This is a genomic window from Burkholderia sp. Bp9012 (assembly GCF_003853825.1).
Taxonomy (GTDB): domain Bacteria; phylum Pseudomonadota; class Gammaproteobacteria; order Burkholderiales; family Burkholderiaceae; genus Burkholderia; species Burkholderia diffusa.
This window is the reverse complement of the sequence record NZ_QTQA01000022.1, coordinates 1-24,029: the sequence shown is the minus strand read 5'-3', so window position 1 is coordinate 24,029 and position 24,029 is coordinate 1. Positions and strand designations below refer to the sequence as shown.

26 protein-coding genes are annotated in these 24,029 nt (G+C 67.6%); 19 read left to right on the top strand and 7 right to left on the bottom strand.

The genetic code is table 11. The annotated features are described in order from the left end of the window. Positions 1-70 precede the first annotated feature (70 nt). A complete protein-coding gene (gene treA / locus DIE11_RS26440) occupies positions 71-1,795 on the bottom strand; it encodes an alpha,alpha-trehalase TreA (RefSeq protein ID WP_124628118.1) in 1,725 nt (574 codons plus the stop codon). A gap of 331 nt (positions 1,796-2,126) precedes the next feature. Here treA and DIE11_RS26435 point away from each other — a divergent pair, with 331 nt between their 5' ends. Then, complete coding sequence (locus DIE11_RS26435; protein ID WP_124628116.1) at positions 2,127-3,515, top strand: MFS transporter; 1,389 nt, start codon at positions 2,127-2,129, stop codon at positions 3,513-3,515. A gap of 343 nt (positions 3,516-3,858) precedes the next feature. Next, positions 3,859-5,070: a winged helix-turn-helix domain-containing protein gene (locus DIE11_RS26430; protein ID WP_124628114.1), complete on the top strand. Its 1,212-nt coding sequence runs from the start codon at positions 3,859-3,861 to the stop codon at positions 5,068-5,070. A gap of 102 nt (positions 5,071-5,172) precedes the next feature. On the opposite strand, the gene DIE11_RS26425 is transcribed toward DIE11_RS26430, so the two are convergent. Together DIE11_RS26425 and DIE11_RS26420 are read right to left on the bottom strand one after the other, a co-directional pair. Further along, complete coding sequence (locus DIE11_RS26425) at positions 5,173-5,391, bottom strand: DUF1653 domain-containing protein (protein WP_006751720.1); 219 nt, start codon at positions 5,389-5,391, stop codon at positions 5,173-5,175. A 54-nt stretch (positions 5,392-5,445) separates the two neighbouring features. Continuing rightward, complete coding sequence (locus tag DIE11_RS26420) at positions 5,446-5,889, bottom strand: GNAT family N-acetyltransferase (RefSeq protein WP_124628112.1); 444 nt, start codon at positions 5,887-5,889, stop codon at positions 5,446-5,448. A 202-nt stretch (positions 5,890-6,091) separates the two neighbouring features. Here DIE11_RS26420 and DIE11_RS26415 point away from each other — a divergent pair, with 202 nt between their 5' ends. Both DIE11_RS26415 and DIE11_RS26410 read left to right on the top strand, forming a co-directional pair. Then, positions 6,092-6,715: an HAD hydrolase-like protein gene (locus tag DIE11_RS26415; RefSeq protein ID WP_059600317.1), complete on the top strand. Its 624-nt coding sequence runs from the start codon at positions 6,092-6,094 to the stop codon at positions 6,713-6,715. Positions 6,716-7,111: 396 nt separating this feature from the next. Next, entirely contained in the window at positions 7,112-7,684 is a 573-nt protein-coding gene (locus DIE11_RS26410) for a DUF4142 domain-containing protein (RefSeq protein WP_124628110.1), read from the top strand. Positions 7,685-7,794: 110 nt separating this feature from the next. Here DIE11_RS26410 and DIE11_RS26405 read toward each other — a convergent pair whose 3' ends face one another. Further along, positions 7,795-8,394, bottom strand: a complete 600-nt coding sequence (locus tag DIE11_RS26405; protein ID WP_124628108.1) for a GNAT family N-acetyltransferase — start codon at positions 8,392-8,394, stop codon at positions 7,795-7,797. Positions 8,395-8,469: 75 nt separating this feature from the next. Next, positions 8,470-9,384, bottom strand: a complete 915-nt coding sequence (locus DIE11_RS26400; RefSeq protein ID WP_059600096.1) for a LysR family transcriptional regulator — start codon at positions 9,382-9,384, stop codon at positions 8,470-8,472. 109 nt (positions 9,385-9,493) lie between these two features. Here DIE11_RS26400 and lysA point away from each other — a divergent pair, with 109 nt between their 5' ends. From lysA to DIE11_RS26370, 6 genes are all read left to right on the top strand, one after another. Further along, positions 9,494-10,732 carry a diaminopimelate decarboxylase gene (lysA, locus tag DIE11_RS26395; RefSeq protein ID WP_124628106.1) on the top strand — a complete coding sequence of 413 codons (1,239 nt, stop codon included), beginning with the start codon at positions 9,494-9,496 and terminating at the stop codon, positions 10,730-10,732. A gap of 550 nt (positions 10,733-11,282) precedes the next feature. After that, the gene (locus DIE11_RS26390; RefSeq protein ID WP_124628104.1) at positions 11,283-12,083 is read left to right on the top strand and encodes a transporter substrate-binding domain-containing protein; all 801 of its coding nucleotides are present in this window, start codon (positions 11,283-11,285) and stop codon (positions 12,081-12,083) included. 83 nt (positions 12,084-12,166) lie between these two features. Then, on the top strand, positions 12,167-12,826 hold the full coding sequence (locus DIE11_RS26385) for an amino acid ABC transporter permease (RefSeq protein WP_059600099.1): 660 nt from the start codon (positions 12,167-12,169) through the stop codon (positions 12,824-12,826). A gap of 43 nt (positions 12,827-12,869) precedes the next feature. Continuing rightward, a complete protein-coding gene (locus DIE11_RS26380) occupies positions 12,870-13,595 on the top strand; it encodes an amino acid ABC transporter ATP-binding protein (RefSeq protein WP_059468348.1) in 726 nt (241 codons plus the stop codon). 49 nt (positions 13,596-13,644) lie between these two features. After that, positions 13,645-14,832 (top strand): cystathionine beta-lyase, encoded by a 1,188-nt coding sequence (gene metC, locus DIE11_RS26375; protein WP_124628102.1) that lies wholly within the window; start codon positions 13,645-13,647, stop codon positions 14,830-14,832. A gap of 76 nt (positions 14,833-14,908) precedes the next feature. Beyond that, positions 14,909-15,253, top strand: a complete 345-nt coding sequence (locus DIE11_RS26370) for a DUF3088 domain-containing protein (protein ID WP_124628100.1) — start codon at positions 14,909-14,911, stop codon at positions 15,251-15,253. 224 nt (positions 15,254-15,477) lie between these two features. Here the strand turns inward: DIE11_RS26370 and DIE11_RS26365 are convergent, their stop codons facing one another. Beyond that, the gene (locus tag DIE11_RS26365; RefSeq protein WP_124628098.1) at positions 15,478-16,161 is read right to left on the bottom strand and encodes a response regulator transcription factor; all 684 of its coding nucleotides are present in this window, start codon (positions 16,159-16,161) and stop codon (positions 15,478-15,480) included. A 272-nt stretch (positions 16,162-16,433) separates the two neighbouring features. On the opposite strand from DIE11_RS26365, the gene DIE11_RS26360 reads away from it, so the two are divergent. From DIE11_RS26360 to DIE11_RS26325, 8 genes are all read left to right on the top strand, one after another. Next, positions 16,434-17,126 (top strand): DUF2589 domain-containing protein, encoded by a 693-nt coding sequence (locus DIE11_RS26360; RefSeq protein ID WP_059685956.1) that lies wholly within the window; start codon positions 16,434-16,436, stop codon positions 17,124-17,126. Between the two features lie 210 nt (positions 17,127-17,336). After that, the gene (locus DIE11_RS26355) at positions 17,337-18,017 is read left to right on the top strand and encodes a DUF2589 domain-containing protein (protein WP_260437181.1); all 681 of its coding nucleotides are present in this window, start codon (positions 17,337-17,339) and stop codon (positions 18,015-18,017) included. Further along, positions 18,001-18,447 carry a lysozyme gene (locus DIE11_RS26350; RefSeq protein ID WP_124628096.1) on the top strand — a complete coding sequence of 149 codons (447 nt, stop codon included), beginning with the start codon at positions 18,001-18,003 and terminating at the stop codon, positions 18,445-18,447. Before DIE11_RS26355 ends, DIE11_RS26350 begins: the two co-directional genes overlap by 17 nt. Before the next feature lie 169 nt (positions 18,448-18,616). Continuing rightward, complete coding sequence (locus tag DIE11_RS26345; RefSeq protein ID WP_124628094.1) at positions 18,617-19,732, top strand: poly(3-hydroxybutyrate) depolymerase; 1,116 nt, start codon at positions 18,617-18,619, stop codon at positions 19,730-19,732. A 55-nt stretch (positions 19,733-19,787) separates the two neighbouring features. Next, positions 19,788-20,330 carry a hypothetical protein gene (locus tag DIE11_RS26340; RefSeq protein WP_124628093.1) on the top strand — a complete coding sequence of 181 codons (543 nt, stop codon included), beginning with the start codon at positions 19,788-19,790 and terminating at the stop codon, positions 20,328-20,330. Beyond that, positions 20,327-20,947, top strand: a complete 621-nt coding sequence (locus DIE11_RS26335; protein ID WP_124628092.1) for a hypothetical protein — start codon at positions 20,327-20,329, stop codon at positions 20,945-20,947. The genes DIE11_RS26340 and DIE11_RS26335 overlap by 4 nt, the downstream gene beginning before the upstream one ends. 111 nt (positions 20,948-21,058) lie before the next feature. Then, complete coding sequence (locus DIE11_RS26330; protein ID WP_059600108.1) at positions 21,059-21,676, top strand: hypothetical protein; 618 nt, start codon at positions 21,059-21,061, stop codon at positions 21,674-21,676. A gap of 70 nt (positions 21,677-21,746) precedes the next feature. Beyond that, entirely contained in the window at positions 21,747-22,364 is a 618-nt protein-coding gene (locus DIE11_RS26325) for a hypothetical protein (protein WP_059600109.1), read from the top strand. Between the two features lie 65 nt (positions 22,365-22,429). Here DIE11_RS26325 and DIE11_RS26320 read toward each other — a convergent pair whose 3' ends face one another. Further along, a complete protein-coding gene (locus DIE11_RS26320) occupies positions 22,430-23,317 on the bottom strand; it encodes a DMT family transporter (protein WP_124628091.1) in 888 nt (295 codons plus the stop codon). A 126-nt stretch (positions 23,318-23,443) separates the two neighbouring features. Between DIE11_RS26320 and DIE11_RS26315 the strand changes: the two genes are divergently transcribed. Further along, positions 23,444-24,029 (top strand): GntR family transcriptional regulator (locus DIE11_RS26315; protein ID WP_124628090.1); only part of this gene is annotated, 586 nt, incomplete at its 3' end.

Here is a 24,029-nt window from a genome sequence, read left to right as displayed (position 1 = left end):
CCGCTCGCGCGGCGATCCGGCCCGTGTCCGTTTACGTGCCTGCGTGCCTGCGTGCAACGCACGCGGCCCGTCACTCGCCATACAGGCCGAGCAGTTTCAGCGTGACGCCGTTGGTCCAGCCGAAGCCGTCCTGCAATGGATATTCGCCGCCACCGCCACCGCCCGCGCCGGCCCCTTCCACCACGTACTTCTCGACGAGCTTGCCTTCGGTCGCATACACATGCTTCACGTCGGCCAGGAAGCGCGTGCCGATGTCCTTCGCGAGTGCCGGTTCGCCGTAGCGGCGCAGTCCGTCGATCGCGATCCACTGCAACGGCGCCCAGCCGTTCGGCGCGTCCCATTGCTGGCCGGTGTTCTCGGTCGTCGTCGCGAGGCCGCCCGGTTGCAGCAGCGTCTTGCGCACCTCGCGCGCGGTCGCCTTCGCGCGTTCGGGCCATGCGACACCCGCGAACAGCGGATACAGCGCGGCCGCCGTCACGCCGTCGCGCGGCTTGCGCAACTGCCAGTCGTAGTCGCCGTAATAACCGCGGCGATTCCACAAATAGTGGTTGATCGCCGCCGCGCGCCGCGCCGCCCGGCCGGAAAAATCCGCCACGCACGCGATGTCGCGCGTGACCGCGCAGCCCTTCACGATCGTCGTCTCGAGATGGAACATCAGGCTGTTCAGGTCGACCGGCACGATCGACGTCGTGCGGATCGTCGCGAGCGTCTTGCCGTCGCCGAACCAGCGCGAGCTGTAGTCCCAGCCGCTTTCGGCGCCCGCGCGCAGGTCGCGGTACACCTCGTTCGCGGGGCGATTCGGCACCGCCTTCGCGGTCGTCACGTCCTCGAGATACGACTCGTCGCGCGGCGTGTCGCTCGCGTCCCAGTAGCGGTTCAGCACCGCGCCGTCCGGCATCGCGACCACGTTGCGCGCCGCCTGCCCGCGCGGCGTCGTGGTTTCGCCCTGCATCCAGTACGCATGCTCCTTGCGCAGCGCCGGCAGGTATTTCTGGTAGACCTTGTCGCCTTCGGCTTGCGCGGCGAGCGTGACCATGTAGGCGAAGAACGGCGGCTGCGATCGGCTCGCGTAGTACGTGCGGTTGCCGTTCGGGATGTGGCCGATCGTGTCGATCAGATACGCAAAGTTGTCGAGCATGTCGTCGACGAGATCCTCGCGCCCCGACACCTGCAGCCCGAGCATCGTGAAATAGGTATCCCAGTAGTAGCCTTCGCGGAAGCGGCCGCCCGGCACCACGTACGGCTTCGGCATCGCGATCAGCGAGCTGTACGGCGGCACCGTCATGCTGGTGCGCGTGAGCTGCGGCCACAGCCAGTCGATGTGCTGGCGCAGCGTCTGGTTCGCGGGTGGCGTGACCCCGCCTTCCGGCGGCGGCGTGAAGTGCTGGTCGACGAACGCCTTCAGCGAGAAGCCCGGCTGCGACTTCTGTTGCTGATACAACTGTACGATCGTCGCGGGATCGGTGTTGGGCGTCGCGTCGACGAAGGTCTTCTGATCGGGATAGATTTGAGCCGTCTGCACCGCGACGAACAAGTCGCCGTAGAGCTGGCTCGGTGGCGGCAGCAGCGTGCCGGAAGCCGGGCTCGCGAGCGTCGCCGTGGCGGGCGTGGCAGGCGCGGCGGACTGGCTGGCCGCCTGCATCGAGGCTTGATTTGCGCTGTCGGCCTGCGCCGCGCAACCGGTGACGGCGAGGTAAGCAACGGCGAGGACGGCGGCCCAGCGCAGACGCGGCGCGGGAACGGACGGATGCGAGGCAGGATGCGATGCGGTCGATGCGGCACGACGTGACGTCATGACGTGTCCCCTCCTTTCGATGATGAATGGTTCGGCAGGGGTCTCGTTCGCGCGTGCGCTCGTCTCGATGGCCGTCGATCGATGCGCGTCGTTGTATTACGCAGATGAGTTCCGACTGTCGCACGAAACGCGCAACGCACGCAAGTTTCGCGGCGGCCACCGCGAGCGCACGTCATGTGCCGTGTCACGAATCGCACCCGGCACCGCAGTCGTTCCTTCTTTCACGCGCGGTAACAGGAACGACTGTTGCAACATGCGGAACAACCATTGTCTCGCGTGACGCAACGACCACATTGTGGGCATAATGGCGTCTTTACCGCGCGCCCTGCCCATGTCGCCCGTCTTTCTAGCACCGCTCATCGTTGCCTGTGCGTTGTTCATGGAAAGCGTCGACGCGAACATCATCGTCACCGCACTGCCCGCGATGGCGAGGGACTTCGGGCACAATCCCGTCACACTGAACATTGCGATCACGGCCTACGTGGTCGGCCTCGGCGTATTCATCCCGATCTGCGGATGGCTTGCCGACCGCTTCAGCGCGCGCGCCGTCTTCCGCACCGCGATCGGCATCTTCGTCGCCGGCTCGCTGATGTGCGCGGCCTCCAACTCACTCGGCGTGCTGACGTTCGCGCGCTTCGTGCAGGGCGTCGGCGGCGCGATGATGGTGCCGGTCGGCCGGATCATCATCTTCCGCGCGGTGCCGCGCTCCGATCTCGTGCGCGCGATGAACTACCTCGCGATTCCCGCGCTGTTCGGGCCGACGCTCGGGCCGCTCGTCGGCGGCTTCATCACGACCTATCTGCACTGGCGGATGATCTTCTTCATCAACGTGCCGATCGGCATCTACGGGATCTACCTCGCCAGCAAGCACATCGCGAACACACACGAGCCCGATCCCGGCCCGCTCGACTGGTTCGGCTTCCTGCTGTCGGCAAGCGGCGCCGCGCTGCTGCTGATGGGCCTCACGCTGATCGACGGCTCGCTCACGTCGCGCGGCAACGCGCTCCTGATGTGCGTGGCCGGCGCGGTGATGCTCGCGCTCTACGTGCCGTACGCGCGCCGCAAGGCGCGTCCGGTGCTCGACCTCAGTTTCCTGAAGATCCCGACCTATCACGCAAGCGTGGTCGGCGGGTCGCTGTTCCGCATCGGCCTCGGCGCGGTGCCGTTCCTGCTGCCGCTCGCGCTCCAGGAAGGCCTCGGGATGAGCGCGTTCCACTCCGGGCTAATCACCTGCGCATCCGCGCTCGGCGGCGCGGTGAGCCGCTCGACGGCCACGCATACGCTGCGCCGCTTCGGTTTTCGCACGGTGCTGATCTACAACGCCGCATTCGCCGGGCTCGCGATCGCCGCCTACGGCGTGTTCCATCCGGGCATGGCGACCTGGGCGATCTGGACGATCGTGCTGGTCGGCGGCATCTTCCCCGCGCTGCAGTTCACGAGCCTGAATTCGATGATCTACGCGGATATTTCGCAGGCCGATGCAGGCCGCGCGACGAGCCTGGGCAGTGTCGTGCAGCAGATGTCGCTCGGGCTCGGCGTGACGGTCGCCGGCCTCGTGCTGCACGTGTCGCACTGGCTGCAGGGACATCAGACGATGGTGTGGTCGGATTTCTGGCCCGCGTTCGTCGTGGTCGGGCTGTGTTCGTTCGCGTCGATTCCGATCACGCGACGGCTGCCGCCCGGCGCCGGCGATGAAGTCGCGCGCGGCAAGCGGCAATAAACAGGCTGTCCGGGAAAGGGCTGGCAGCGGAATAACCGGAAAACAAAAAAATCAGCGGACATCCACACGGGGCCGGTGCACAGCCGCATGGATGTCCGCTCAGGGCTCCGGGTCTCTCATTGGGGGTTGAGATTCCCTGATCTGCTTCCTGCGTGCCATGGACATATGTGCGTCGGAAGCCGAATCGTCGCGCGCACATTTCGTCGCGCCATGACTGCACTATAGGGAAAGTCGCGCCGCGCATCTGTCAAGCATTGTCAGAAGCGTCGCGTGCATGCGTCGCACACGTGCGCCGCTTTCGCGCTAAAGTGGTGCCCGACTGCCACCCTCAGCCGCCGTTCCGATGCTTACGCTCTCGCCCGCCGCCGCCCGCGCGCTGCATCTCGCCGCGCAGGGCCTGCTGACCCCGCCCCGCCGCAAGGCCACCAAGGCCGACGTGCTCGACACGATCCGCCGGATGGCGCAGTTGCAGATCGATACCATTCACGTCGTCGCGCGCAGCCCGTATCTCGTGCTGTTCAGCCGCCTCGGCGACTTCGCCCCGCAGTGGCTCGACGAACATCTTGCCGAGGCGCGCCTGTTCGAATACTGGTCGCACGAGGCGTGCTTCCTGCCGGTCGAGCAATTCGGGCTGATGCGCTACAAGATGCTCGATCCGTCGGGAATGGGCTGGAAATACGCGGCCGAATGGCACGAGCAGAATCGCGCGGACATCGACCGCATGCTCGCGCGAATTCGCGACGAAGGCCCGGTGCGGTCGGCGGATTTCATTCGCGAAGACGGCGCGAAGGGCAACGGATGGTGGGACCGCAAGCCCGAGAAAAAGCACCTGGAGGTGCTGTTCACGACCGGCGACCTGATGGTGTCCGAACGCCGCAACTTTCAGCGGATCTACGACGTGCGCGAACGCGTGCTGCCCGGCTGGGACGATGCACGCGACCTGCCGCCGCGCGACGCGGTGCTGCCCGCGCTGCTCGACTACACGTGCCGCGCGCTCGGCGTCGTGCGCGCGGACTGGGTGGCCGATTACTACCGGCTGCCGCGCCGTTCGTACCGCGCGGAGCTCGAGCGGCTCGCGGATGCGGGCGAACTGATTCAGGTGGAGATCGCGGACTGGAAGGAGCCGGCCTACGTGCATCGCTCGCTCGAAGCGCTGCTGCCGGCCGCCGCGGCCGATACGCTGCGCTCGACCGTCACGACGCTGCTGTCGCCGTTCGATCCGGTGGTGTGGGACCGGCGGCGCGCGTCGACGCTATTCGGGTTCGACTACACGATCGAGTGCTATACGCCCGCGCACAAGCGGCGCTACGGCTATTTCTGCCTGCCGGTGCTGCATCGCGGCCGGCTGATCGGGCGTGTCGACGCGAAAGCGCATCGCGCGCTCGGCACGTTCGAATTGAAGGCGGTGCATGTCGAGCCGGGCGTGCGGTTCGGCACGGGGCTCGCGGCCGACGTCGCGAAGGCCGTGAAACGGCTGGCGGCGTGGCATGGGACGCCGGAGGTGACGGCCACGCACGCGCCGCCCGAATTGTCGAAGGCGCTGGCCGGCGCGTAAGGCCGGCGGAGCCGCGCCGCGCGACGGGCAACAGCGACGCGCGCGCCGCTTGCGATTGCGCGGCGGCGCGCCCGTCTGCCGCCACCTGCCACCTGCCACGGCTCAGTCGCGCAGTTTGCGAAAGCGCGGGGTGCCGTCCGGCAGGTTCTCGTTGAACATCGCTTCAGGCCGCACCCACAGGCCGCGCGCATGCGGCCACAGATGCTCGTACACCACCACCGATTCCTCGGTTTCGGAATGACGGGCAACGCCGATGTAGCGATACAGCCCGCCCTTGTAGTGACGATGCGTGGCGAGTTGTTCGGCTTCCTGTTCGGTCATGATCTGCTTCCCTTCGGCAAAACGAAAGCGCGTATTGTATGCGCTCGCCGCGCATCAGCGTTTCACGTAGATGTCGGGGCGGCGAATCTCCATCAGCCGCTCCGGATTCGCGGACGGCCCGAAGCCGACCGGCCGGTACAGTTCGTGCGCATCGGTCGTCACGAGCATGATGCGGCGCAGGCTGCGCACCATCGGCTGCGCGAATACGTGGTCGATCAGCGCGCGGCCATAGCCGTTGCCGCGGTCGGCCGGCAAGACGAAGACGTCGCACAGGTACGCGAACGTCGCGTGGTCGGTCACGAGCCGCGCGAACCCGACGAGCCGGTCGCCCACGTACGCGCCGAAGCACAGCGATCCGTCGATCGCACGCTCCACGACGTCGCGCGGAATGCCCTGCGACCAGTACGCGTCCCGGTGCAGGAAATCGAAGATCGCGTCGATGTCGAGTTCGCGCTTGTCGGTGGAAAATCTCAGCGTGGCGGGAGTGGCTGCGGGCACGTCGGCTCTCCGGTCGGGTCGGGGGCGGAGCAGCAACGATAGCGCGACTCGACCAGCCGAGGCAACCGAACGCCGCGCGGCGCACTCCGGCGTCTGCTCTTCCATCTCGTCTCGCCTCGCCGCGGGCACAACCGATCGCACGGGCCACGCGGCTCGATTCGGTGATATCGTCACCGGCTCAATGAACTCGCAGCATCGCTTCATGCCCTATCGACTCATCGCGTTCGACTTCGACGGCACACTCGCCGATTCGCTCGACTGCTTTCTCGCGGCGCTGACCGAAGCGTCGCGCATGCACGGCTTTCGCGACGCGACGGCCGACCTGCGCCCGGCGCTACGCGGCATGTCGGCGCGCGAGATCATCCGCGCGCTCGAGGTGCCGATGTGGAAAGTGCCGCGCGTGACGCTCGACATGCGCCGGCTGATGCGGCCACGCATCGCGCACGTGAAGCTGTTCCCGGGTGTCGACACGACCTTCGACGCGCTCGCCGCGCGCGGCATCCGCATCGCGATCGCGACGTCGAACAGCGAGGACATCGTGCGCGACCGGCTCGGCCCGCATGCGAGCCGATGCGTCGATACGTTCGCGTGCGGCATTCCGCTGTTCGGCAAGGCGCGCCGGCTGCGCGCGCTCGTGCGCGAAGCGGGCATGCAGCCCGCCGACGTGCTGTACGTCGGCGACGAAATCCGCGACGCCGAAGCGGCACGCCGCGCGCGGATCGCCTTCCAGGGCGTCTCGTGGGGTTACACGGCCGCCGACGCGTTGCAGGCGCATTGCGCGACGCCATTGCTGCCGCATCTCGACGCCTTGCTCGACCGCGTGTGAGGACGCAGCGCGAATCGCGCGTTCGATTCGACGGATCGCGAAGCAACCAACGCGCTCTGCCCGCAAGACGATGAAACGCCGATGACACGCGCACACATCGCAGCCATTGCATGCACGCCGCGCACGCAAAAATTTCCGCCACGATGCGCGCGACAGGTACGCTCTACCTGCCCGCGCGCACACACATCGATTCGTCTTACCAACCGTTACACAAACCACAGCGCGGTTGCACCTGCTACCTGAGCGGTCTCCTAGAATCAGTCGGGCCGGGAAACACTTCGAACGCCGCCGCGGCAGAGCGGCCACCGAGTCCGGCCCGGGCGCGCCCGGTCTCTCGCACAGCTGCGGATCACCCGATCCGCCCGTTAATCAGAGCCCCGATTGAAAGGAGGTCCCATGAACCGCTTTCCCCAAGTCTCGCGCCTTGCATTGTCTGCCGCTGGCCTGCTTCTCGTCGCCGTGACGGCGACCGCGCAAACCGCGCAACCGGCGCCGGCCGCACCGGCCGCCGCCACGCAAACGCGCATCCACGAAGCCGACCAGACTTTCATCACCGACGGCACGAAAACCGTGTCGACGCAGCACGATGCCGCACGCATCGCCAATTCGCGCACGTCGGACAGCCAGGTGAAGGCGTTCGCGCAGCGCGTGTCGACCGACGACGAGAAGATCATCCAGGCGATGCGCGCGGCCAGCCCGCGCGGCGTCGACGTGCCGGCCAACGATCCCGACACGGCCGTGCTGGACGGCATCAAGAACCTGCGCGGCGCGGAATTCGACAAGGCATACATCGAGCAGGTCGCGCTCGCCGGCCAGCAAAAGACGATCTCGGCATTCCAGGCCGAAATCGCTTCGGGACGCGACACGAAGCTGAAGGAAGTCGCACGCCAGGCGCTGCCGATCCTGCAGGCGCACTACGCGGACGCGCAGAAGCTCGCCCAGCGTCACCACCTCGCATCGGCACAGTAACGCGATGCCCCACCGCGCATCGCGCGCGGTGCTCCTCTTCCCCGCTTCCCCGCTCGTCGCGTCGCCGTCCCCCTTTCGGCGGCGCGACGCCAGCGCCTCCCCGGTTCGCGTTACGTCGCCAGCTTCGCGCGCAACCGCTCGCTCACGTCCGGCCATTCGTCGTCGATGATGCTGAAGCGCACCGAATTGCGCTTGCGGCCGTCGGGCATGATCCGCTCGTGACGCACGATCCCTTCCTGCTTCGCGCCGAGCCGCAGAATCGCCGCGCGTGACTTCTCGTTCAGTTCATCGGTCGTGAACTGCACGCGCACGCAGTGCAGCGTGTCGAACGCGTACGAGAGCAGCAGCCATTTCGCCTCGGTATTCGCACGCGTGCGCTGCGCCGATTCGCTCAGCCACGTATGACCGATCTCGAGCTTGCGATTCTTGCGGTCGATCTTCCAGAAACGCGTGCTGCCGATCACGCGGCCCGACGCGCGATCGACGATTACGAACGGCATCACGGTGCCGGCCGCGCGGCCTTGCAGCGCCGTGTCGATATAGGCGTCGACCGTGTCCTCGCCCGGCACGACCGTGACCTTCAGGTTCCACAACCGACCGTCCGCCGCCGCATCGAGCAACGCTTGCCGGTCGGATGCCTCGAGCGGCCGCAGTACGATGCACTCGCCGGTGAGCGTCGGTTGTTCGAGGGAAGATGATGCGTCCGTCATGTCCGGTTCCGTTTCCATGAAGATGACGCGGAGGATGACCCGCCGCGCAGCGAAACGCCCATCATACGGCCGGCGTCAGCCGGGCAGCGCGGCGAGCCGCTGGCGAATCGCGTGCGCTTCGCCGCGCAGCGCGTCGGCGAATGCGTCGACGAGCAGGCTCTTCGGCCGGTGCTCGGGCACGATCACGCTGACGCGGTACGGAAACGAGCGCGTGAGCGGCCGCACGTGCAGGTCGCGTCCGACGAAATCGAGCGCGGTCAGCGGGTTGACGATCGCGGCGCCGAGCCCCTGCCGCACGAATGCGCACACCGACACGGCCGACGGCGTCTCGACGATCGAACGCGGCGCGACGCCGAGCTGCGCGAACGCCTCGTCGATCAGGATCCGGTACGGGTCGTTCAGCGACAGGCTCACGAACGGGCGATCGGCGAGATCCGCTAGATCGATCGCGCGTTGCGCGAGCAGCGGATGGCCGTCGGGCAGCACGCATACCTCGTCGACTTCGAGCAACGGCGTGAGGACCGTGCCGGCCGGCGCGATGTCGTGTTCGGTCAGCCCGAGATCGTAGCGCTGCGCGGTCAGCCACTCCTCGAGCACGGGTGACTCCTGCGTCGCGACCGACACGCTGACGCCCGCATGCGCGTCATGGAAACGCCGGCAGGCGCCGGGCAGGATCGCGTGCGAAAACGCCGGCAGCGCGATCACCGACAACTGCCCGTCGCGAAACTCGCGCAGCCGCGCGGCCGTCGCCGCGACGCGCTCGAGCCCCACATACGCGAGCCGCACGTCGTCGAACAGCGTGAGCGCGGCCATCGTCGGCCGCAGCCGCCCGTGCGAGCGCTCGAACAGCGCGAAGCCGATCACCTGCTCCATGCGTGCGAGCTCGCGGCTGATCGTCGGCTGCGACGTATAGAGCATCTCGGCCGCACGCGTCGTGCTGCCGGTGACCATCAGCGCGCGGAAGACCTCGATGTGCCGGTGTGTGAGCATGAGCGCCTATATCCAAAATGAATAGAATCTCGAAAAACAGGCATTTTACTGTATAGACGTTCAGGCGCATCATTCACGCTATCCGTTCATTCGATCCGATTCTTCCGCCATGTCCCTCGATTCCCGCCAGCTCGCGGCGCTCGCGCAGCAATACGGCACCCCGCTGTGGGCGTACGACGCCGACGTCATCCGCGACCGCATCGCCCAACTGCGCCAGTTCGACGTGATCCGCTATGCGCAGAAGGCGAACTCGAACCTGCATATCCTGAAGCTGATGCGCGACGAAGGTGCGTGCGTCGACGCCGTGTCGCTCGGCGAAATCGAGCGCAGCCTCGCGGCCGGATTCAGTCCTGCGGGCGAACCGGAAGGCGTCGTGTTCACGGCCGACCTGATCGACCGCCCGACGCTCGCGGCCGTGCTGAAGCACGGCGTGACCGTGAACGCCGGCTCGCTCGACATGCTCGCGCGCGTCGGCGAGCATGCGCCCGGCCACCGCGTATGGCTGCGCGTGAACCCGGGCTTCGGCCACGGCCACAGCAACAAGACCAACACCGGCGGTCCGCAGAGCAAGCACGGCATCTGGATCGACGACGTGCCGCGCGCGATCGAGATCGTGCGCCAGTACGGGCTGAAGCTGGTCGGCATCCACATGCATATCGGCTCGGGCGTCGACTACGGCCATCTGTCGCAGGTGTGCGACGCGATGGTCGAGCTCGTCACGTCGCTCGGCCACGACATCGAAGCCATCTCCGCCGGCGGCGGGCTGTCGATTCCGTATCGCGACGGCGAGCCGCGCGTCGACGTCGGTCACTACTTCAGCCAGTGGGACGCCGCGCGCAAGCGGATCGAACGGCATCTCGGCCACGCGGTGCGCATCGAGATCGAACCGGGCCGCTTCCTCGTCGCGGAAGCCGGCACGCTCGTCACCGAAGTGCAGGCCGTGAACCACCGGCCGAAGCACGACTTCGTGCTGATCGACGCGGGCTTCAACGACCTGATGCGTCCGTCGATGTACGGCAGCTACCACGCGGTGTCCGTGCACACGCACGACGGCGCACTGCCTGCCGGCCGGCCGCTCGTCGACATCGCGATCGCAGGGCCGCTGTGCGAGTCGGGCGACGTGTTCACGCAGGACGCGGGCGGCGTGGTCACGCACCGCAAGCTCGCGCAGCCGCAGATCGGCGACCTGCTGTTCCTGCACGACGCGGGCGCATACGGCGCGTCGATGTCCTCGAACTACAACAGCCGGCCGCTCGCGCCGGAAGTGCTCGTCGATCGCGGCACGCCGCGGCTGATCCGCCGCCGGCAGACGATCGACGAACTGCTTGCGCTCGAAACGTTCGAGTAAAACGCGCCTTCGCGCCGCGTTCGACGCGGCGGACGCCAACGGCCAGGCTTGCCACTACCGGCATGCCTGGCCGTTCTGCTTTTCAGCAATCGTTTCGGGCGCAACCGCTCGACCACGCCGTAGCACCCGATGCTGCGCACCCCGTACAACCGCAGCAGATCGCATGCACCGTGCTTCACGCATGGAGAAAAACTTTCCACGCCGCGTGGAAAGTCCATGCATTTTTGGAAGCACTTTCCTTTTTGACAAAACTAAGATTGCCCTCAGTCGTTCAGCATTTGCGTCACCGGACACGCATCGACGATGCAACCGGTCTACCCCACTCGCAAGCCGCACGGGCACTCATGAACACGATGCTTGAATTCTTCGCCGCGCAACGCTACGCCACCGTGCGCGAACGCATGCCGTAACGCCTCGCGGCACACGGCTCGCACCGTCTCTCGCCGCACTGTTTCCCGCTTCCCGCCCACGGCGACGCCGCCCGTCGCCGCGGACGCGCTCACCCTGAATTTTCGACAACGACGTTTCGACAACAACCCCGGAGACAACCATGAAGCCCTTCACCCCGACGCTCAAGCAAGGCCTCGCCGCCGCCCTCCTCTGCGTGGCGGCCACCGCATCGCACGCGGCGGACCTGCTCGACACCGTCAAGCAGGCCGGCGTGCTGAAGATCGCGCTCGAAGGCACCTACCCGCCGTTCGACTACCGCAACGCCGAAGGACAACTCGAAGGGTTCGACGTCGACGTCGCGAAGGCCGTCGCCGCACGGCTCGGCGTGAAGCCGCAGTTCGTCACGACCGAATGGAGCGGAATTCTCGCCGGGCTGCAGGCCGGCAAGTTCGACGTGATCGTCAACCAGGTCGCGATCACGCCGTCGCGCCAGCAGGCGCTCGACTTCAGCATGCCGTACGTGTATTCCTCCGCGCAGCTGCTGCAGCGCCAGAACGACACGCGTGCGTTCAAGTCGCTCGACGAGCTGAAGGGCAAGAAGGTCGGCGTGACGATGGGCAGCAACTACGTCGATCTCGTGAAGACCGTGCCCGCGATCGATCTGCAGGTCTATCCGGGTACACCGGAAAACCTGCGCGACCTCGCGGCGGGGCGTATCGACGCGGCGGTCAACGACCGCCTGATGCTGAGCTATCTGATCAAGAACTCGCACTTGCCGCTGCGCCCCGGCTCCGTGCTCGCCGGCGGCGAGGACCGCATGGGGATCCCGTTCCGCAAGGGCAACCCGAAGTTCGCGAAGGCGATCGACGATGCGGTCGCGTCGCTGCAGCAGGACGGCACGCTGAAGAAAATCTCGATGCAGTGGTTCGGCTCGGACACGACGAAACCGATCGCGCAATAACGCAGCCGTCACGCGGCCGCGCACGCGCTCGCGCGGGCCGGCCGCCACCTCGGCGCACACGACACACAATCAGGAGACACGCGATGGAAGCACTCGATCTGGTCATTCAAACCCTGCCCGTGATGGTGAAGGGCGCGCTGCTCACGCTGAAGTTCGCGGTGGCGTCGATGGCCCTCGGCCTCGTCGTCGGGCTCGTGGTCGCGATCATGCGGATCGGCAGCAACCGGCTCGCGTCCGGTCTCGCGCAGGGCTACGTCAGCCTGATGCGCGGCACGCCGCTGCTCGTGCAGATGTTCGTCGTCTACTACGGGCTGCCCGATCTCGGCATCACGCTCGATCCGACGACGGCCGGCATCTTCACGCTGACGCTCAACGCCGGCGCTTACCTGTCGGAAAGCATGCGCGGCGCGATCCTCGGCATCGGCCGCGGACAATGGGCGGCCGCGCACAGCCTCGGCCTCACGCACGTGCAGACGCTGCGCTACATCGTCTGCCCGCAGGCGCTGCGCCTCGCGGTGCCGAGCCTCGGCAATACGCTGATCAGCCTGATCAAGGACACGTCGCTCGTGTCCGTCATCACCGTCACCGAGCTGCTGCGCTCGACGCAGGAAGTGATCGCCGCGACGTTTCAACCGCTGCCGCTCTACCTCGCGGCCGCCGCGATCTACTGGGTGCTGAGCACGCTGCTCACGCGGCTGCAGGGCCGCGTCGAGACGCGCCTCTCGCTGCCGTCCACGCATTGAGCATGCGCACCTCGTTCAACCCGAACCTCAATCACGGACAACCATGATTACGCTCGACAACGTTTCCAAGTGGTATGGCAAGCATCAGGTCCTTTCCGAATGCAGCGCGGCGGTATCGAAAGGCGAAGTGGTCGTCGTCTGCGGGCCGTCGGGCTCCGGCAAGTCGACGCTGATCAAGACGATCAACGGCCTCGAGCCATTCCAGAAAGGCAGCATCGTCGTCGACGGCATGCGGCTCGGCGACCCCGCCGCGAAACTCGCGCAACTGCGCGCACGCGTCGGCATGGTGTTCCAGCATTTCGAGCTGTTCCCGCACTTGTCGATCACCGACAACCTGACGCTTGCGCAGGTCAAGGTGCTCGGCCGTCGCAAGGACGAAGCGATCGAGAACGCGATGAAGCTGCTCGATCGCGTCGGCCTGAGGGCGCACGCGCACAAGTATCCGGGGCAGTTGTCGGGCGGACAGCAGCAACGCGTCGCGATTGCACGCGCGCTGTCGATGAACCCCGTCGCGATGCTGTTCGACGAACCGACCTCCGCGCTCGATCCCGAGATGATCAACGAAGTGCTCGACGTAATGGTCGAGCTCGCGCGCGACGGCATGACGATGGTGTGCGTTACGCACGAGATGGGCTTCGCGAGAAAGGTCGCGCATCGCGTGATCTTCATGGATCAGGGCGCGGTGGTCGAGGATGCGGCGAGCGAAGCATTCTTCGCCGCGCCGCGCTCCGAACGCGCGCGCGACTTCCTCGACAAGATCCTGCACTGACCGCGCGACGGCTGCGCTCCGATTTGACCGACTTTCAAAGGACGACATCTTGAACCAACCGCACTCGACCGACACCCTGCTCGCTCACGAAGGCCGCGCGCACGGCCAGCCCGGCTCGCCGGTGAACCCGCCCGTGTATCGCCAGTCGACGCTGCTCTTTCACGGCACCGACGCGCTCGACGCGGTGCGCGGCACGCCGCTCGCGTACGGACGCCACGGCAGCCCGACCACGCGTGCGCTCGAAAAGGCGCTCGCACGCCTCGAAGGCGCGCACGCCGCGCTGCTCACGCCGAGCGGCCTCAGCGCGATCACGACCGCGCTGCTAGCGGTACTGAACCCCGGCGACCATCTGCTGATGGCCGACTCGGTGTACGACCCGACCCGCTCGTTCTGCGACGAGACGCTCGCGCGCCTCGGTATCGAGACGACCTATTACGATCCGTCGATCGGCGCCGGCATCGCGTCGCTGATGCGGCAGAACACGCGCGCGGTCTTTACCGAATCGCCGGGCTCGCTGACCTTCGAGGTGCAGGACATTCCCGCGATCTGCCGCATCGCGCACCAGCACGATGCAGTCGTGCTGCTCGACAATACGTGGGGCACGCCGTTGAATTTCCGCTCGTTCTCGCACGGCGTCGACGTGTCGATTCACGCGGCGACCAAGTACATCGCCGGACACTCCGACGTGCTGATGGGCGTGATCCTGATAACCGAGGCGCTCGCGCAGAAGGTCACGCGCTGCTACCGGCAGCTCGGGATGACCGTCAGCGGCGACGATGCGTATCTCGCGCTGCGCGGGCTGCGCACGTTGTCGGTGCGCCTCGAACGCCACCAGCGCAACGCGCACGTGCTGACCGAATGGCTCGCGCGGCAGCCGGAAGTCGCGCAGATCCTGTATCCGGCCCGGCCGGGCGATGCCGGCCATGCGCTGTGGCAGCGCGACTTCACGGGCGCGTGCGGCTTGTTCGGCCTGGTGCTGCATCCGCAGCCCGACGATGCCGTGCGCGCACTGCTCGACGGCATGACGTGCTTCGGCATGGGCTACAGCTGGGGCGGCTTCGAAAGCCTGATCATTCCGTCGAATCCGTCGCGCCACCGTACCGCGACGCCATGGCTGGCAGCCGGCCCGCTGCTGCGCATCCACGCAGGGCTCGAGCATCCCGACGACATGATCGCCGACCTCGACGCCGGTTTCGCGAGAATGCGTGCCGCCGCGGCCGCGCTCGCGGAAGCCTGACATCGGGCGCGTCGCACGCATCTCCCCGCACTCCCGTTTTTTTCAACGTCCGACCACCACTGATAGCGAGGCCATCATGAAAGACACGCTGTTCATTCTCCGCCCGGGTTTCTTCAAGGACTCCGAAGGTCCGTTCTACTGCGGCGACTCGGTTGCCGTCGAAGGGCTGCTGAGCTTCTATCCGCAGTTGCGCGACGCCGTCTCGGTCGAGTACGTCGACGCGCCGCGGCCGCGCCGGCCGATCGTCGCGCTGATCGGCGAGGACAACCAGTCCGCGCCGGTGCTCGTCCTGGGCGACGGGCAGGCGCCGAAGGACGACGCGGTCGGGATTCGCGAACACAACGGCCGCCGCTTCATCGATTCGCCGGCCGATATCCGGCGCTACCTGTCCTCGCAATACGGCGTCGCGCACGTCGCGTAAGCACGCCGGCGCCCGGTGTCGACGGGCGCCGCCGAACGGGGCGCGCGGCCTGCGCGGCCCGTTCGCCGTTTCCGGCACGCACGTCGCCGTGCGCGCGCGACGTACTCGGCCACGCGGCTCGCCGCGACCGATGACCGGCCCGGGCACCCCGCCTCCGGCCCGATGGACTTCAACGCAACGCGACACCGGATGCTGGCACACACCGGGGCCCGCCGCGACCAGCCTCAGCCGGGCGAACTGCAGACGGGCGCGAACGCGAATGCCGCCGGCTCGGACGGCACGTGGCGTGCAAGCCACAATGCGGCCTCGGTCCGGTTGCTCACGCCGATCTGGCGGAACAGCGCATACAGGTGGTTCTTGATCGTGCCTTCCGCGACGTTGAGCACGCGGCAGATCTGCTTGTTCGACTTGCCTTCGGCCAGCAGCCGCAGCACGTCGCGCTGGCGCGGCGTGAGGCGCTCGAATGCGCGATCGTCCCCGGCCGGCACGCCGCCCGGGCGCGCCTGCGTCGCGCCGCCGTCGCTCGGCGGCACGTAGATCGCACCAGCCGCGACCCGGCCGAGCGCGTCAGCGAACTCGTCAGCGCTCGCGTGCCGGTCGATGATGCCGGCCGCCCCCGCCAGCAGCGCATCGGCAATCGTGCGGCGGCACACGATGGCCACCACGCACAACCATGGCGCGCCGGCGAACGTCTCGTTCAGCACGCTCGGCCAGCTCGGCCGCGCGGCGTGCTCGTCGCATTCGATCGTGATCGCCTCGACCGTCCCGGGCAGCAACGCGTCGCGCAAGCGCAAGACGTCCTCGGGACGGCGAGCCGACCACACATGCCAGTCGACATCGCGTTTACACAGTACGTCCGCCACGCCCGCGACGAATAACGGCGGGCTATCGATCATCAGAACGTTCATTGCGCGGTTTCCTCGAAATCGGGATGCTCGGTTTAGGTTTTTTTGCTTCCCTACCCGGCGTTTTTTTACCGCTGTTTTACCCGCCGCGCACTAGGCCCGTCGCTCCGTGACGAATGGCCTAATTCATCCACGCCGCGCGTACCGATGCCCGCCGAGGGCCGACCATGGCCGCCGGACGTGACGGACGTCATATTTTGTAAACGTCTTCAATTTCCTAACGTAAATAAAGACAACGAATTTCCGTTGTCTTCAACACGAAGAGGAGTTTATTCATGGACGCGAATTTCATCGGCTCAGTGATTAACGCTTTACCCATGGACCAAATGATCGCCGGCCCGTTAAAGGCGATGATCAGCGCGCAGACGCAGGCCGCGAAGAGCTACGCGGATTTCCTGATGCAGGTCTGCATCCAGGGCGGCAAGGCCGTGGCCGTCCAGTTCGACTACGACGAGACGCTGGTGGACGAAGCCGGCGTGTCGAAGGGCGTCGTGCAGAAGACGATGCGCATCCCGCTGCTCGCGGCGATCGTCCATCCGATCATCGCGATCGAGGAAGGCACGATCGACTTCGAAATGGAGATTACGCAATCGGAGAAGTCGTCGTCGTCGACCGAGGCCGGCGGCGAATTCCAGGCGAAGTTCGGCTGGGGGCCGATCAGCGTCAGCGTGTCCGGGCGTGTGTCGCACAAGGCGGAGCAGACGCGCAGCACCGACACGCGCGCGAAATATTCGATCCATACGCAGGTGAAGCGCCAGTCGCCGCCCGAAGCGCTGATGCGCGTGATCGACTTCCTGACCGAAGCCGCGACCAAGCCGGTCGTCACGGAAGGCAACGCGAAGGCCGTGAAGCCGCTGCCGGCGACGCCGACCGACGGCAAGCTGGTCGGCGATGCGTCGGCGGCGGGCGGCGGCACGGCCGCGCCTGCCGGAGCCGGTTCGGATGCCCAGCAGCCGGCGCACGCGTAAGCGCGCGGGCCGGTCATGTTCAGGCTCTTCAGACGGTCTCGCCGCGCGGACGGCGGGCACGACGATGGGGATACGCGTCCGGGCGGCAGCACAGCCCGGCCGGAACCGGACGCGACGGACCCGCCGCCGGCCGGTGCGGCGGCCGGCAAGACCGGGACGGTCTCAGGCACCGGTGCCTCGGAGGCGGTAACCGCCGATCCGGTGCGCCACGTGCCGCCCGAGGCCTCCGGCTCGCCGGCCGGGGCCGCGCCGGTCACGCACGACGCACCAGGCACCGCGCCCGGCGCGTCCGCCGGCGGCCTACCCCCCGCTCCGCCCGCCCCGCCGGCGCCGCCGGGCACGCCGGCCGACGACGAGCGCCCGCCGCCACGTGGCATCGCGCTCGACGAAATCGCGCGCGGGATGCAGCACGCCGCGGCCGCCGCGAACCAACTGCTCGCGCACCAGTACACGGCCGTGCTCGATCAGTTCTTCGACCTGCGCGACGACGGCCTGCTCGCGCCACGCGAGGTCACGGTCGCGCTCGACGCGGAGCATACGATGCCGGTGCCGCTCGTCGCGCTCGCCACGCCGCGCGGACTCGCGCTCGACCGGATGATCGTGCACCTGACGGTGCGCGGCGACTTCACCGAGGCGTTGCCGGCCGGCGGTGTCGCGGGCGACGACGACCAGCGCGGCCGCTTCTACGTGACGTTCGCGCCGCGCTCCGGGAAGAAGGACGCGCAGGGCAACGCGCGGCAGCGCGACACCGAGCACATCGACATCGAAATGCAGTTCGCGGCGCTGCCGCCGCCCGAAGCGATCATGCGCGTGATCGACGAATACACTCATCGCCTGGTGCCGCGCGCACGGCCGGGCAGCAAGGAGAACGACGATGGCGAACCAGCCTGAACACACCGGTGAGCAAGGCATCGCGCTGATCAAGCAGTTCGAGGGGCTGCGGCTCGCGCGCTATCTCGACGCGGTCGGCAAGCCGACGATCGGCTACGGGCACCTGATCCTGCCGCACGAGCGCTTCACACGACCGCTCACGCCGGCCGAAGCCGAGGCGCTGTTGCGGCGCGACCTGCGCGGCGCCGAGCTGAACCTGCGCAAGCTGCTGCGCGTGCCGGTCACGCAGCAGCAGTTCGATGCGCTGATGTCGTTCGTCTTCAATCTCGGCGCGGGACGGCTGCGTTCGTCCACGCTGCTGCGCTACCTGAACGCCGGCGCGTGCGCGCGTGCGGCCGACCAGTTCCTCGTCTGGAACAAGGCCGGCGGCAAGCCGCTCGCGGGGCTCACCAAGCGCCGCCAGGCCGAGCGCGCGCTGTTCATGTCGTGAGCGCCGGGACACCGCACCGGCCGAACGTCACGGGTCGCCGCGCATGTCGTTCGCGCCATTTCGCACGTCGTCGGCCGCCCGTAAGCTGAAACCGTCGCTGAAGTCTTGCCGCATCCGTTCCAGCCGTCCGTCATTCGCCATTCGTTACTCGTCACGTCAGGAGTCCCGCATGAAGGTCACTCGCTCGCCCGGCCGCACGACGCCGCCCCGTTCCACCGTTTCGCGCACGCTGCGCCGCGTGCTCGGCGCCGCATGCGTCGCCGTTGCCGCAGTGGCGTCGGTCGCGCCGCACGCCGTCGCCGCCCCCGCCGATCCGCTGCCCGCATACGGCGCCGACCTCCAGCGCACGTCGGTGTCGGGGCTGTCGTCCGGCGGCTTCATGGCCGCGCAGTTCGACGTCGCGTTCTCGAGCCGGCTGATCGGCGCGGGCATCGTGGCGGGCGGGCCGTTCTACTGTGCGGGCGTGAACGAGTTGATCCCGCCGGCGGTGGCCGCCACCACGCTGTGCATGCAGCCGATCGGCCCCGCACCATCCGCGGCCGATGCATGGCGCGCCGCGCGCATGTTCGCGCAGCGCGGCGAGATCGACGATCCGGCCGCGCTGCGTGGTCAGCGCATCTACGTGTTCAGCGGCGCGAAGGATACGGTGGTGTCGACGCGCGTCGTCGACCAGACCGCGCGCTTCTACACGCTCGCGCAGGTCCCGGCCGCGAACCTCCAGTACCGCGAATCGCCGGACGCCGGGCATGCGTTCATCACGAACCGCCCCGAAGACAACGCATGCAGCGCGAACGCGAGCCCGTATATCGACAACTGCGGCTTCCAGCAGGCGCACGACATCGTGCGCTGGATCTACGGCACACCTGACAAGCCGCTCAATCCGCCTGCCACTCAGGCAGGCGGCAAGCTGCTGAAGTTCGATCAGCGCACGTTCGATCCGCAGCGCGGCGCGTCGCTCGGCGACACGGGCTACGCATACGTACCGGCCGACTGCGAGCGCGTGGCCTGCGCGGTGCACGTGGTGTTCCACGGCTGCGTGCAGAACGTCGCTGCCGTCGGCGAGAAGATGATTCGCGGCGTCGGCTACAACGAGATCGCCGATACGAACCGGTTGATCGTGCTCTATCCACAGGTCGAAAAATCGGCCGTCAATCCGCTCGGCTGCTGGGATTTCTGGGGCTATACGAGCACCGATCCGCTCCACCCCGGCTTCTACCGCCGCGACGCGCCGCAGATGGCCGCCGTGATGCGGATGGTGCAGCGCCTCGGCGCCGCGCGTCAGTAATCCACGTATCGGCCGCCATCGCGCCGTCACCGCCCCTTCATCACGAGGAATCGCCATGTTCTCCACGTTCATCGCCCAATGGGAACGCGCGCACGCCGACGCGCTCCAGCAGTTCGGCAAGGTCGCCGCGCAGGCGACCGGCACCGGCTGCACGCCCGGCGGCCCCGCGTGGCGCGCGTTCGCGCACACCGCGCTGCTCGCCGGCCACCGTTACACGGATGCCTGCCAGGCCGCGACCGACGCGTTGTGGCGCGGCCAGCTCGAACGGTTCGCGCCCGGCAGTTCGGCCGCCGCGGTCAAGGAGCTGGCGGCACTGAACGCCGATCTCGCGACACGCGTCACACAGAGCCATCTGCAGCATGCGGGCGCGATGGCCGACGCGGCCGCACAATATCTCGACGATCTCGGCCGCACGCGCGGCCCCGCCGATGCCTTGATGGCGCTCGGCCGCTTCGCGGGCGATCTTCAGGCCCAGGCGCGTGCACATGCGCTGCACGTCGCGTCGCTCGCGAATGGCGTCGCGCCCGCGCTTGCGCAGTGGGCCGACCGCACGCTGCGCGACGATCGCGGCACGTCCGATCAGGAGCAGGCGTCATGAACATCAAGCTCCGCTTCGTCAATCGCTCGAACGACTGCGGCAACAGCGAGGTCGTGCTGTTCCAGCGCGACGTGATCCCCGATCTCGACGCATTCGCGATCGCGTGGAAGGTGATCCGTTATTGCGGACGCGACTGCTTCCATCCGTTCGACTACTCGACCGACATCGACGTCGCGCTCGGCGACGAGCACGGCAACTTCTCGCCGCGCGTCACGGCGCCCGCCGGCATGCGCTTCGTGGTCGACGCGCAGCCGACGGGACGCGGCCGGCTCGTGCCCGACTCGGCCGACGCACCGGGCGGCGACATCGAGGTCGTCAACCGGCTGCGGCGCGGCGCCGTGAACGTCAACGCGTTCAGCGCAGGCCGGCTGATCGCGGTGAAGGAAGCGGTCGCGCCCGGGCAGAAGGCCGTGTTTCGCTTCACGCCGACGCTGTGGATCGGCGTGGCGTCGCAGATACAGGAAAGCCGCGCGCTGCACGCGGCGGTGCTATCGAGCGCGAACACGCTTCTGCCGCTGGCGGGCGTCGCCGCGGCAGACATCGTGATGACGGGCGGCGGCACCGGCACCGACGCGCAGCCGTTTGCATTCGCGCTCGAACACATCGTGCGCGCGTAGCGCCGCCAGACACGGATTGAACCGGCTTGACGGCACGGCTTCGCGGCCGGTCCGGCGGGAAAGGTGTGCGGCAGACCGACTGCCGTCTTTTCAAACTCAAGGAGCAACGACGTGGATATCCAACTGAACCTGATCAACCGCTCGAACGACGCCAACAACTCGAGCGTCGTGATCTTCCAGAAGAACGTGGCGACCGACTTCGACGAACTCGCGATCGCGTGGAAGGTGATCCGCAATTGCGGCCAGGGCGACAACCATCCGTTCAAGTTCCCGATGACGATGAGCGTGAGCGCGAGCGACAGCTGGGGCAACTACATGCCGCAGCAGGTCGCCTCGAACGGCCAGGTGTTCCAGGTCGTGCGCTCGAGCTCGGGCGACGTGCTGCAACTCGGCGGCGACCCGGGCGCGAGCTCCGAGGTGCAGGTGCGCAACGACCTGCCGGCCGGCGCGATCAACGCGACGATCTACAAGGACGGCAGCGCGCTTGCGCGCAAGACGTCCGTCGCGCCGGGCCAGAAGGCCGTGTTCCAGTTCAAGCCGACGATCTGGATCGGCGTCGCATCGCAGATCGAACAGGGTGCGCTGATGAATTCCGCGGTGATCTCCGACATCAACACGGAACTGTCGCTGCTCGGCATCGCGAGCGCCGACATCGTGATGACCGGCGGCGGCCCCGGCCCGCGCTCGATGCCGTTCACGTTCCGGCTGGAAAACGTGGTGATGGCGTAACGGTTCGTGCGCCGGCGATGTACGGCCGGCGCCCATTCAATCAGTTATCCAAATCGAACCAAGGTGACTCATGGACATCAATCTCAACTTCGTCAACCTGTCGAACGACGTCAACAACAGCCAGATCGTGATCTTCCAGAAGAACGTGTCGACTGACTTCGACGAGCTCGCGATCGCGTGGAAGGTCATCACCAACTGCGGGCGCGGCGACAACCATCCGTTCGTGTTCCCGATGCTGACGACCGTCTCCGCGAGCGATGCCGACGGCAACTACATGCCACAGAAGCGCGCGGACAACGGACAGGTCTTCAACGTGTCGCGCTCGACGTCGGGCAACGTGCTCGCGTTGGCCGGCCCGGCGCCGACGTCGCGCGAGATCCAGCTGCGCAACGACCTGAGCCAGGGGGCGATCACCGCGTCGGTCTTCAAGGACAACCGGCTGCTCGCGCACAAGACGGGCATCGTGCCGGGGCAGAAGGCCGTGTTCGAGTTCAAGCCGACGCTGTGGATCGGCACGGCGTCGCAGATCGAACAGGGCGCGGTGATGAATTCGGCCGTGCTGTCCGACATCAACACCGAACTGTCGCTGCTGGGGATCAAGAGCGCGGACATCGTGATGACGGGCGGCGGCGGCGGCACCACCGCGACCGCGTACCAGTTCCGGCTCGCGAACGTGGTGATGGGGTAAGCCGCAAGCCGCGCCCGCGCGACGGCGAACGGGTGGCACCCGTCACGTCGTCGCGCGCCGGCGCGTCAGCCCGCGCGCTGCACGGGCGCCATCTTCGAGAAGTACTTCGCCCCCGCGACGCAGCCGACAACCACCGCCGTCACGGCGAGCATCGACGGCGGCACCGTCTCGTGCAGCAGCCCGGCCGCGAGCAGGAAACCGAAGAACGGCTGCAGCAACTGAAGCTGGCCGACGCCCGCGATCCCGCCGAGCGCGAGGCCGCGATACCAGAACACGAAGCCGATCAGCATGCTGAACAGCGACACGTACGCGAGCCCCCACAGCGCGGCAGCATCGACGCCATCGAACGTCGCGGGCCACGTGAACCACGCGAGCGGCAGCATCACCGGCAGCGACAGCACGAGCGCCCACGAGATCACCTGCCAGCCGCCGAGCTGGCGCGACAGGCGCGCGCCTTCCGCATAACCGAGCCCGCATGCGACGATCGCGGCCAGCATCAGCGCGTCGCCCAGCACCGACGCACTTCCGCCGTTGCGCAGCGCGAACGCGGCCACCGCCCCGCTGCCGACCAGCGAGAAGATCCAGAACGGCAGCCGCGGCCGTTCGCCGCCACGCCAGACACCGAACAGCGCGGTCGCGAGCGGCAACAACCCGACGAACACGATCGCATGCGCGGACGTCACGTGCTTGAGCGCGAGCGCCGTCAGCAACGGGAAACCGACCACGACCCCGAGCGCGACGACGACGAGCGACGCGGTCTCGGTACGCGTCGGCCGCTTCTGTTTCAGCGCGACGAGCAGGATCAGGCCGAGCACGCCGGCGATCGTCGCGCGCGCGAACGTGAGGAACAGCGGATCGAGCCCCTGAACCGCGACGCGCGTCGCGGGCAGCGAGCCACTGAAGATGATCACGCCCAGCAGGCCGCTGAGCCATCCGTCGGTCGTCTTTTGCACGGGAAATCCTGATCGGAAAAAGGTGAATGACCGATGATCCGCCGCCCGTGAAAAGCGCGTAAGCTACAGCCCAATACAATTCGGACAAACTGTACTGGACAACCGTCCGTACAGTTCCCTCTCGCCATGAGCCGTTCCATGCAAGCCCCTGCTCCGCCCGCGCCGTCGCGCACCCGCGTGGAAACCGTGATGGACACGCTGCGCGCACGGATCGCGAGCCGCGCGCTGATGCCCGGCGCGCGCGTGCCGTCGATCCGGATGATGGCCGACGCGCTGCACGTGTCGAAATCGACCGTCGTCGACGCATACGAGCGGCTCGCGAGCGAAGGCGTGCTCGTCGCGCGGCGCGGCTCCGGCTTCTACGTGTCCGGGCACGCGCCGCCGCTCGCGCTCGCCGAACTCGGCCCGCGCCTCGATCGCGAACTCGATCCGCTGTGGCTGTCGCGCCAGGCACTTGAGGCGGCGCCGAGCTCGGTGAAGCCGGGCTGCGGCTGGCTGCCGTCGTCGTGGCTGCCGGACGAAAGCCTGCGACGTGCGCTGCGCGCGGTGTCACGCGACGAAGCCGACGCGCTGACCGACTACGCGACGCCGCTCGGGCTGCCCGCGTTGCGCCAGCAGTTGGCGTGGCGGCTCGCGCAGCACGGCGTCCATGCGGAACCCACGCAGATCATGCTGACCGACGGCGGCACGCACGCGCTCGATCTCGTGTGCC

Bases quoted from the DNA above. Each gene is read 5' to 3' on its own strand.
- treA (WP_124628118.1), bottom strand. From the start codon at position 1,795: ATGACGTCACGTCGTGCCGCATCGACCGCATCGCATCCTGCCTCGCAT.
- DIE11_RS26435 (WP_124628116.1), top strand. From the start codon at position 2,127: ATGTCGCCCGTCTTTCTAGCACCGCTCATCGTTGCCTGTGCGTTGTTC.
- DIE11_RS26430 (WP_124628114.1), top strand. From the start codon at position 3,859: ATGCTTACGCTCTCGCCCGCCGCCGCCCGCGCGCTGCATCTCGCCGCG.
- DIE11_RS26425 (WP_006751720.1), bottom strand. From the start codon at position 5,391: ATGACCGAACAGGAAGCCGAACAACTCGCCACGCATCGTCACTACAAG.
- DIE11_RS26415 (WP_059600317.1), top strand. From the start codon at position 6,092: ATGCCCTATCGACTCATCGCGTTCGACTTCGACGGCACACTCGCCGAT.
- DIE11_RS26410 (WP_124628110.1), top strand. From the start codon at position 7,112: ATGAACCGCTTTCCCCAAGTCTCGCGCCTTGCATTGTCTGCCGCTGGC.
- DIE11_RS26405 (WP_124628108.1), bottom strand. From the start codon at position 8,394: ATGACGGACGCATCATCTTCCCTCGAACAACCGACGCTCACCGGCGAG.
- DIE11_RS26400 (WP_059600096.1), bottom strand. From the start codon at position 9,384: ATGCTCACACACCGGCACATCGAGGTCTTCCGCGCGCTGATGGTCACC.
- lysA (WP_124628106.1), top strand. From the start codon at position 9,494: ATGTCCCTCGATTCCCGCCAGCTCGCGGCGCTCGCGCAGCAATACGGC.
- DIE11_RS26390 (WP_124628104.1), top strand. From the start codon at position 11,283: ATGAAGCCCTTCACCCCGACGCTCAAGCAAGGCCTCGCCGCCGCCCTC.
- DIE11_RS26385 (WP_059600099.1), top strand. From the start codon at position 12,167: ATGGAAGCACTCGATCTGGTCATTCAAACCCTGCCCGTGATGGTGAAG.
- DIE11_RS26380 (WP_059468348.1), top strand. From the start codon at position 12,870: ATGATTACGCTCGACAACGTTTCCAAGTGGTATGGCAAGCATCAGGTC.
- DIE11_RS26370 (WP_124628100.1), top strand. From the start codon at position 14,909: ATGAAAGACACGCTGTTCATTCTCCGCCCGGGTTTCTTCAAGGACTCC.
- DIE11_RS26365 (WP_124628098.1), bottom strand. From the start codon at position 16,161: ATGAACGTTCTGATGATCGATAGCCCGCCGTTATTCGTCGCGGGCGTG.
- DIE11_RS26360 (WP_059685956.1), top strand. From the start codon at position 16,434: ATGGACGCGAATTTCATCGGCTCAGTGATTAACGCTTTACCCATGGAC.
- DIE11_RS26350 (WP_124628096.1), top strand. From the start codon at position 18,001: ATGGCGAACCAGCCTGAACACACCGGTGAGCAAGGCATCGCGCTGATC.
- DIE11_RS26345 (WP_124628094.1), top strand. From the start codon at position 18,617: ATGAAGGTCACTCGCTCGCCCGGCCGCACGACGCCGCCCCGTTCCACC.
- DIE11_RS26340 (WP_124628093.1), top strand. From the start codon at position 19,788: ATGTTCTCCACGTTCATCGCCCAATGGGAACGCGCGCACGCCGACGCG.
- DIE11_RS26335 (WP_124628092.1), top strand. From the start codon at position 20,327: ATGAACATCAAGCTCCGCTTCGTCAATCGCTCGAACGACTGCGGCAAC.
- DIE11_RS26325 (WP_059600109.1), top strand. From the start codon at position 21,747: ATGGACATCAATCTCAACTTCGTCAACCTGTCGAACGACGTCAACAAC.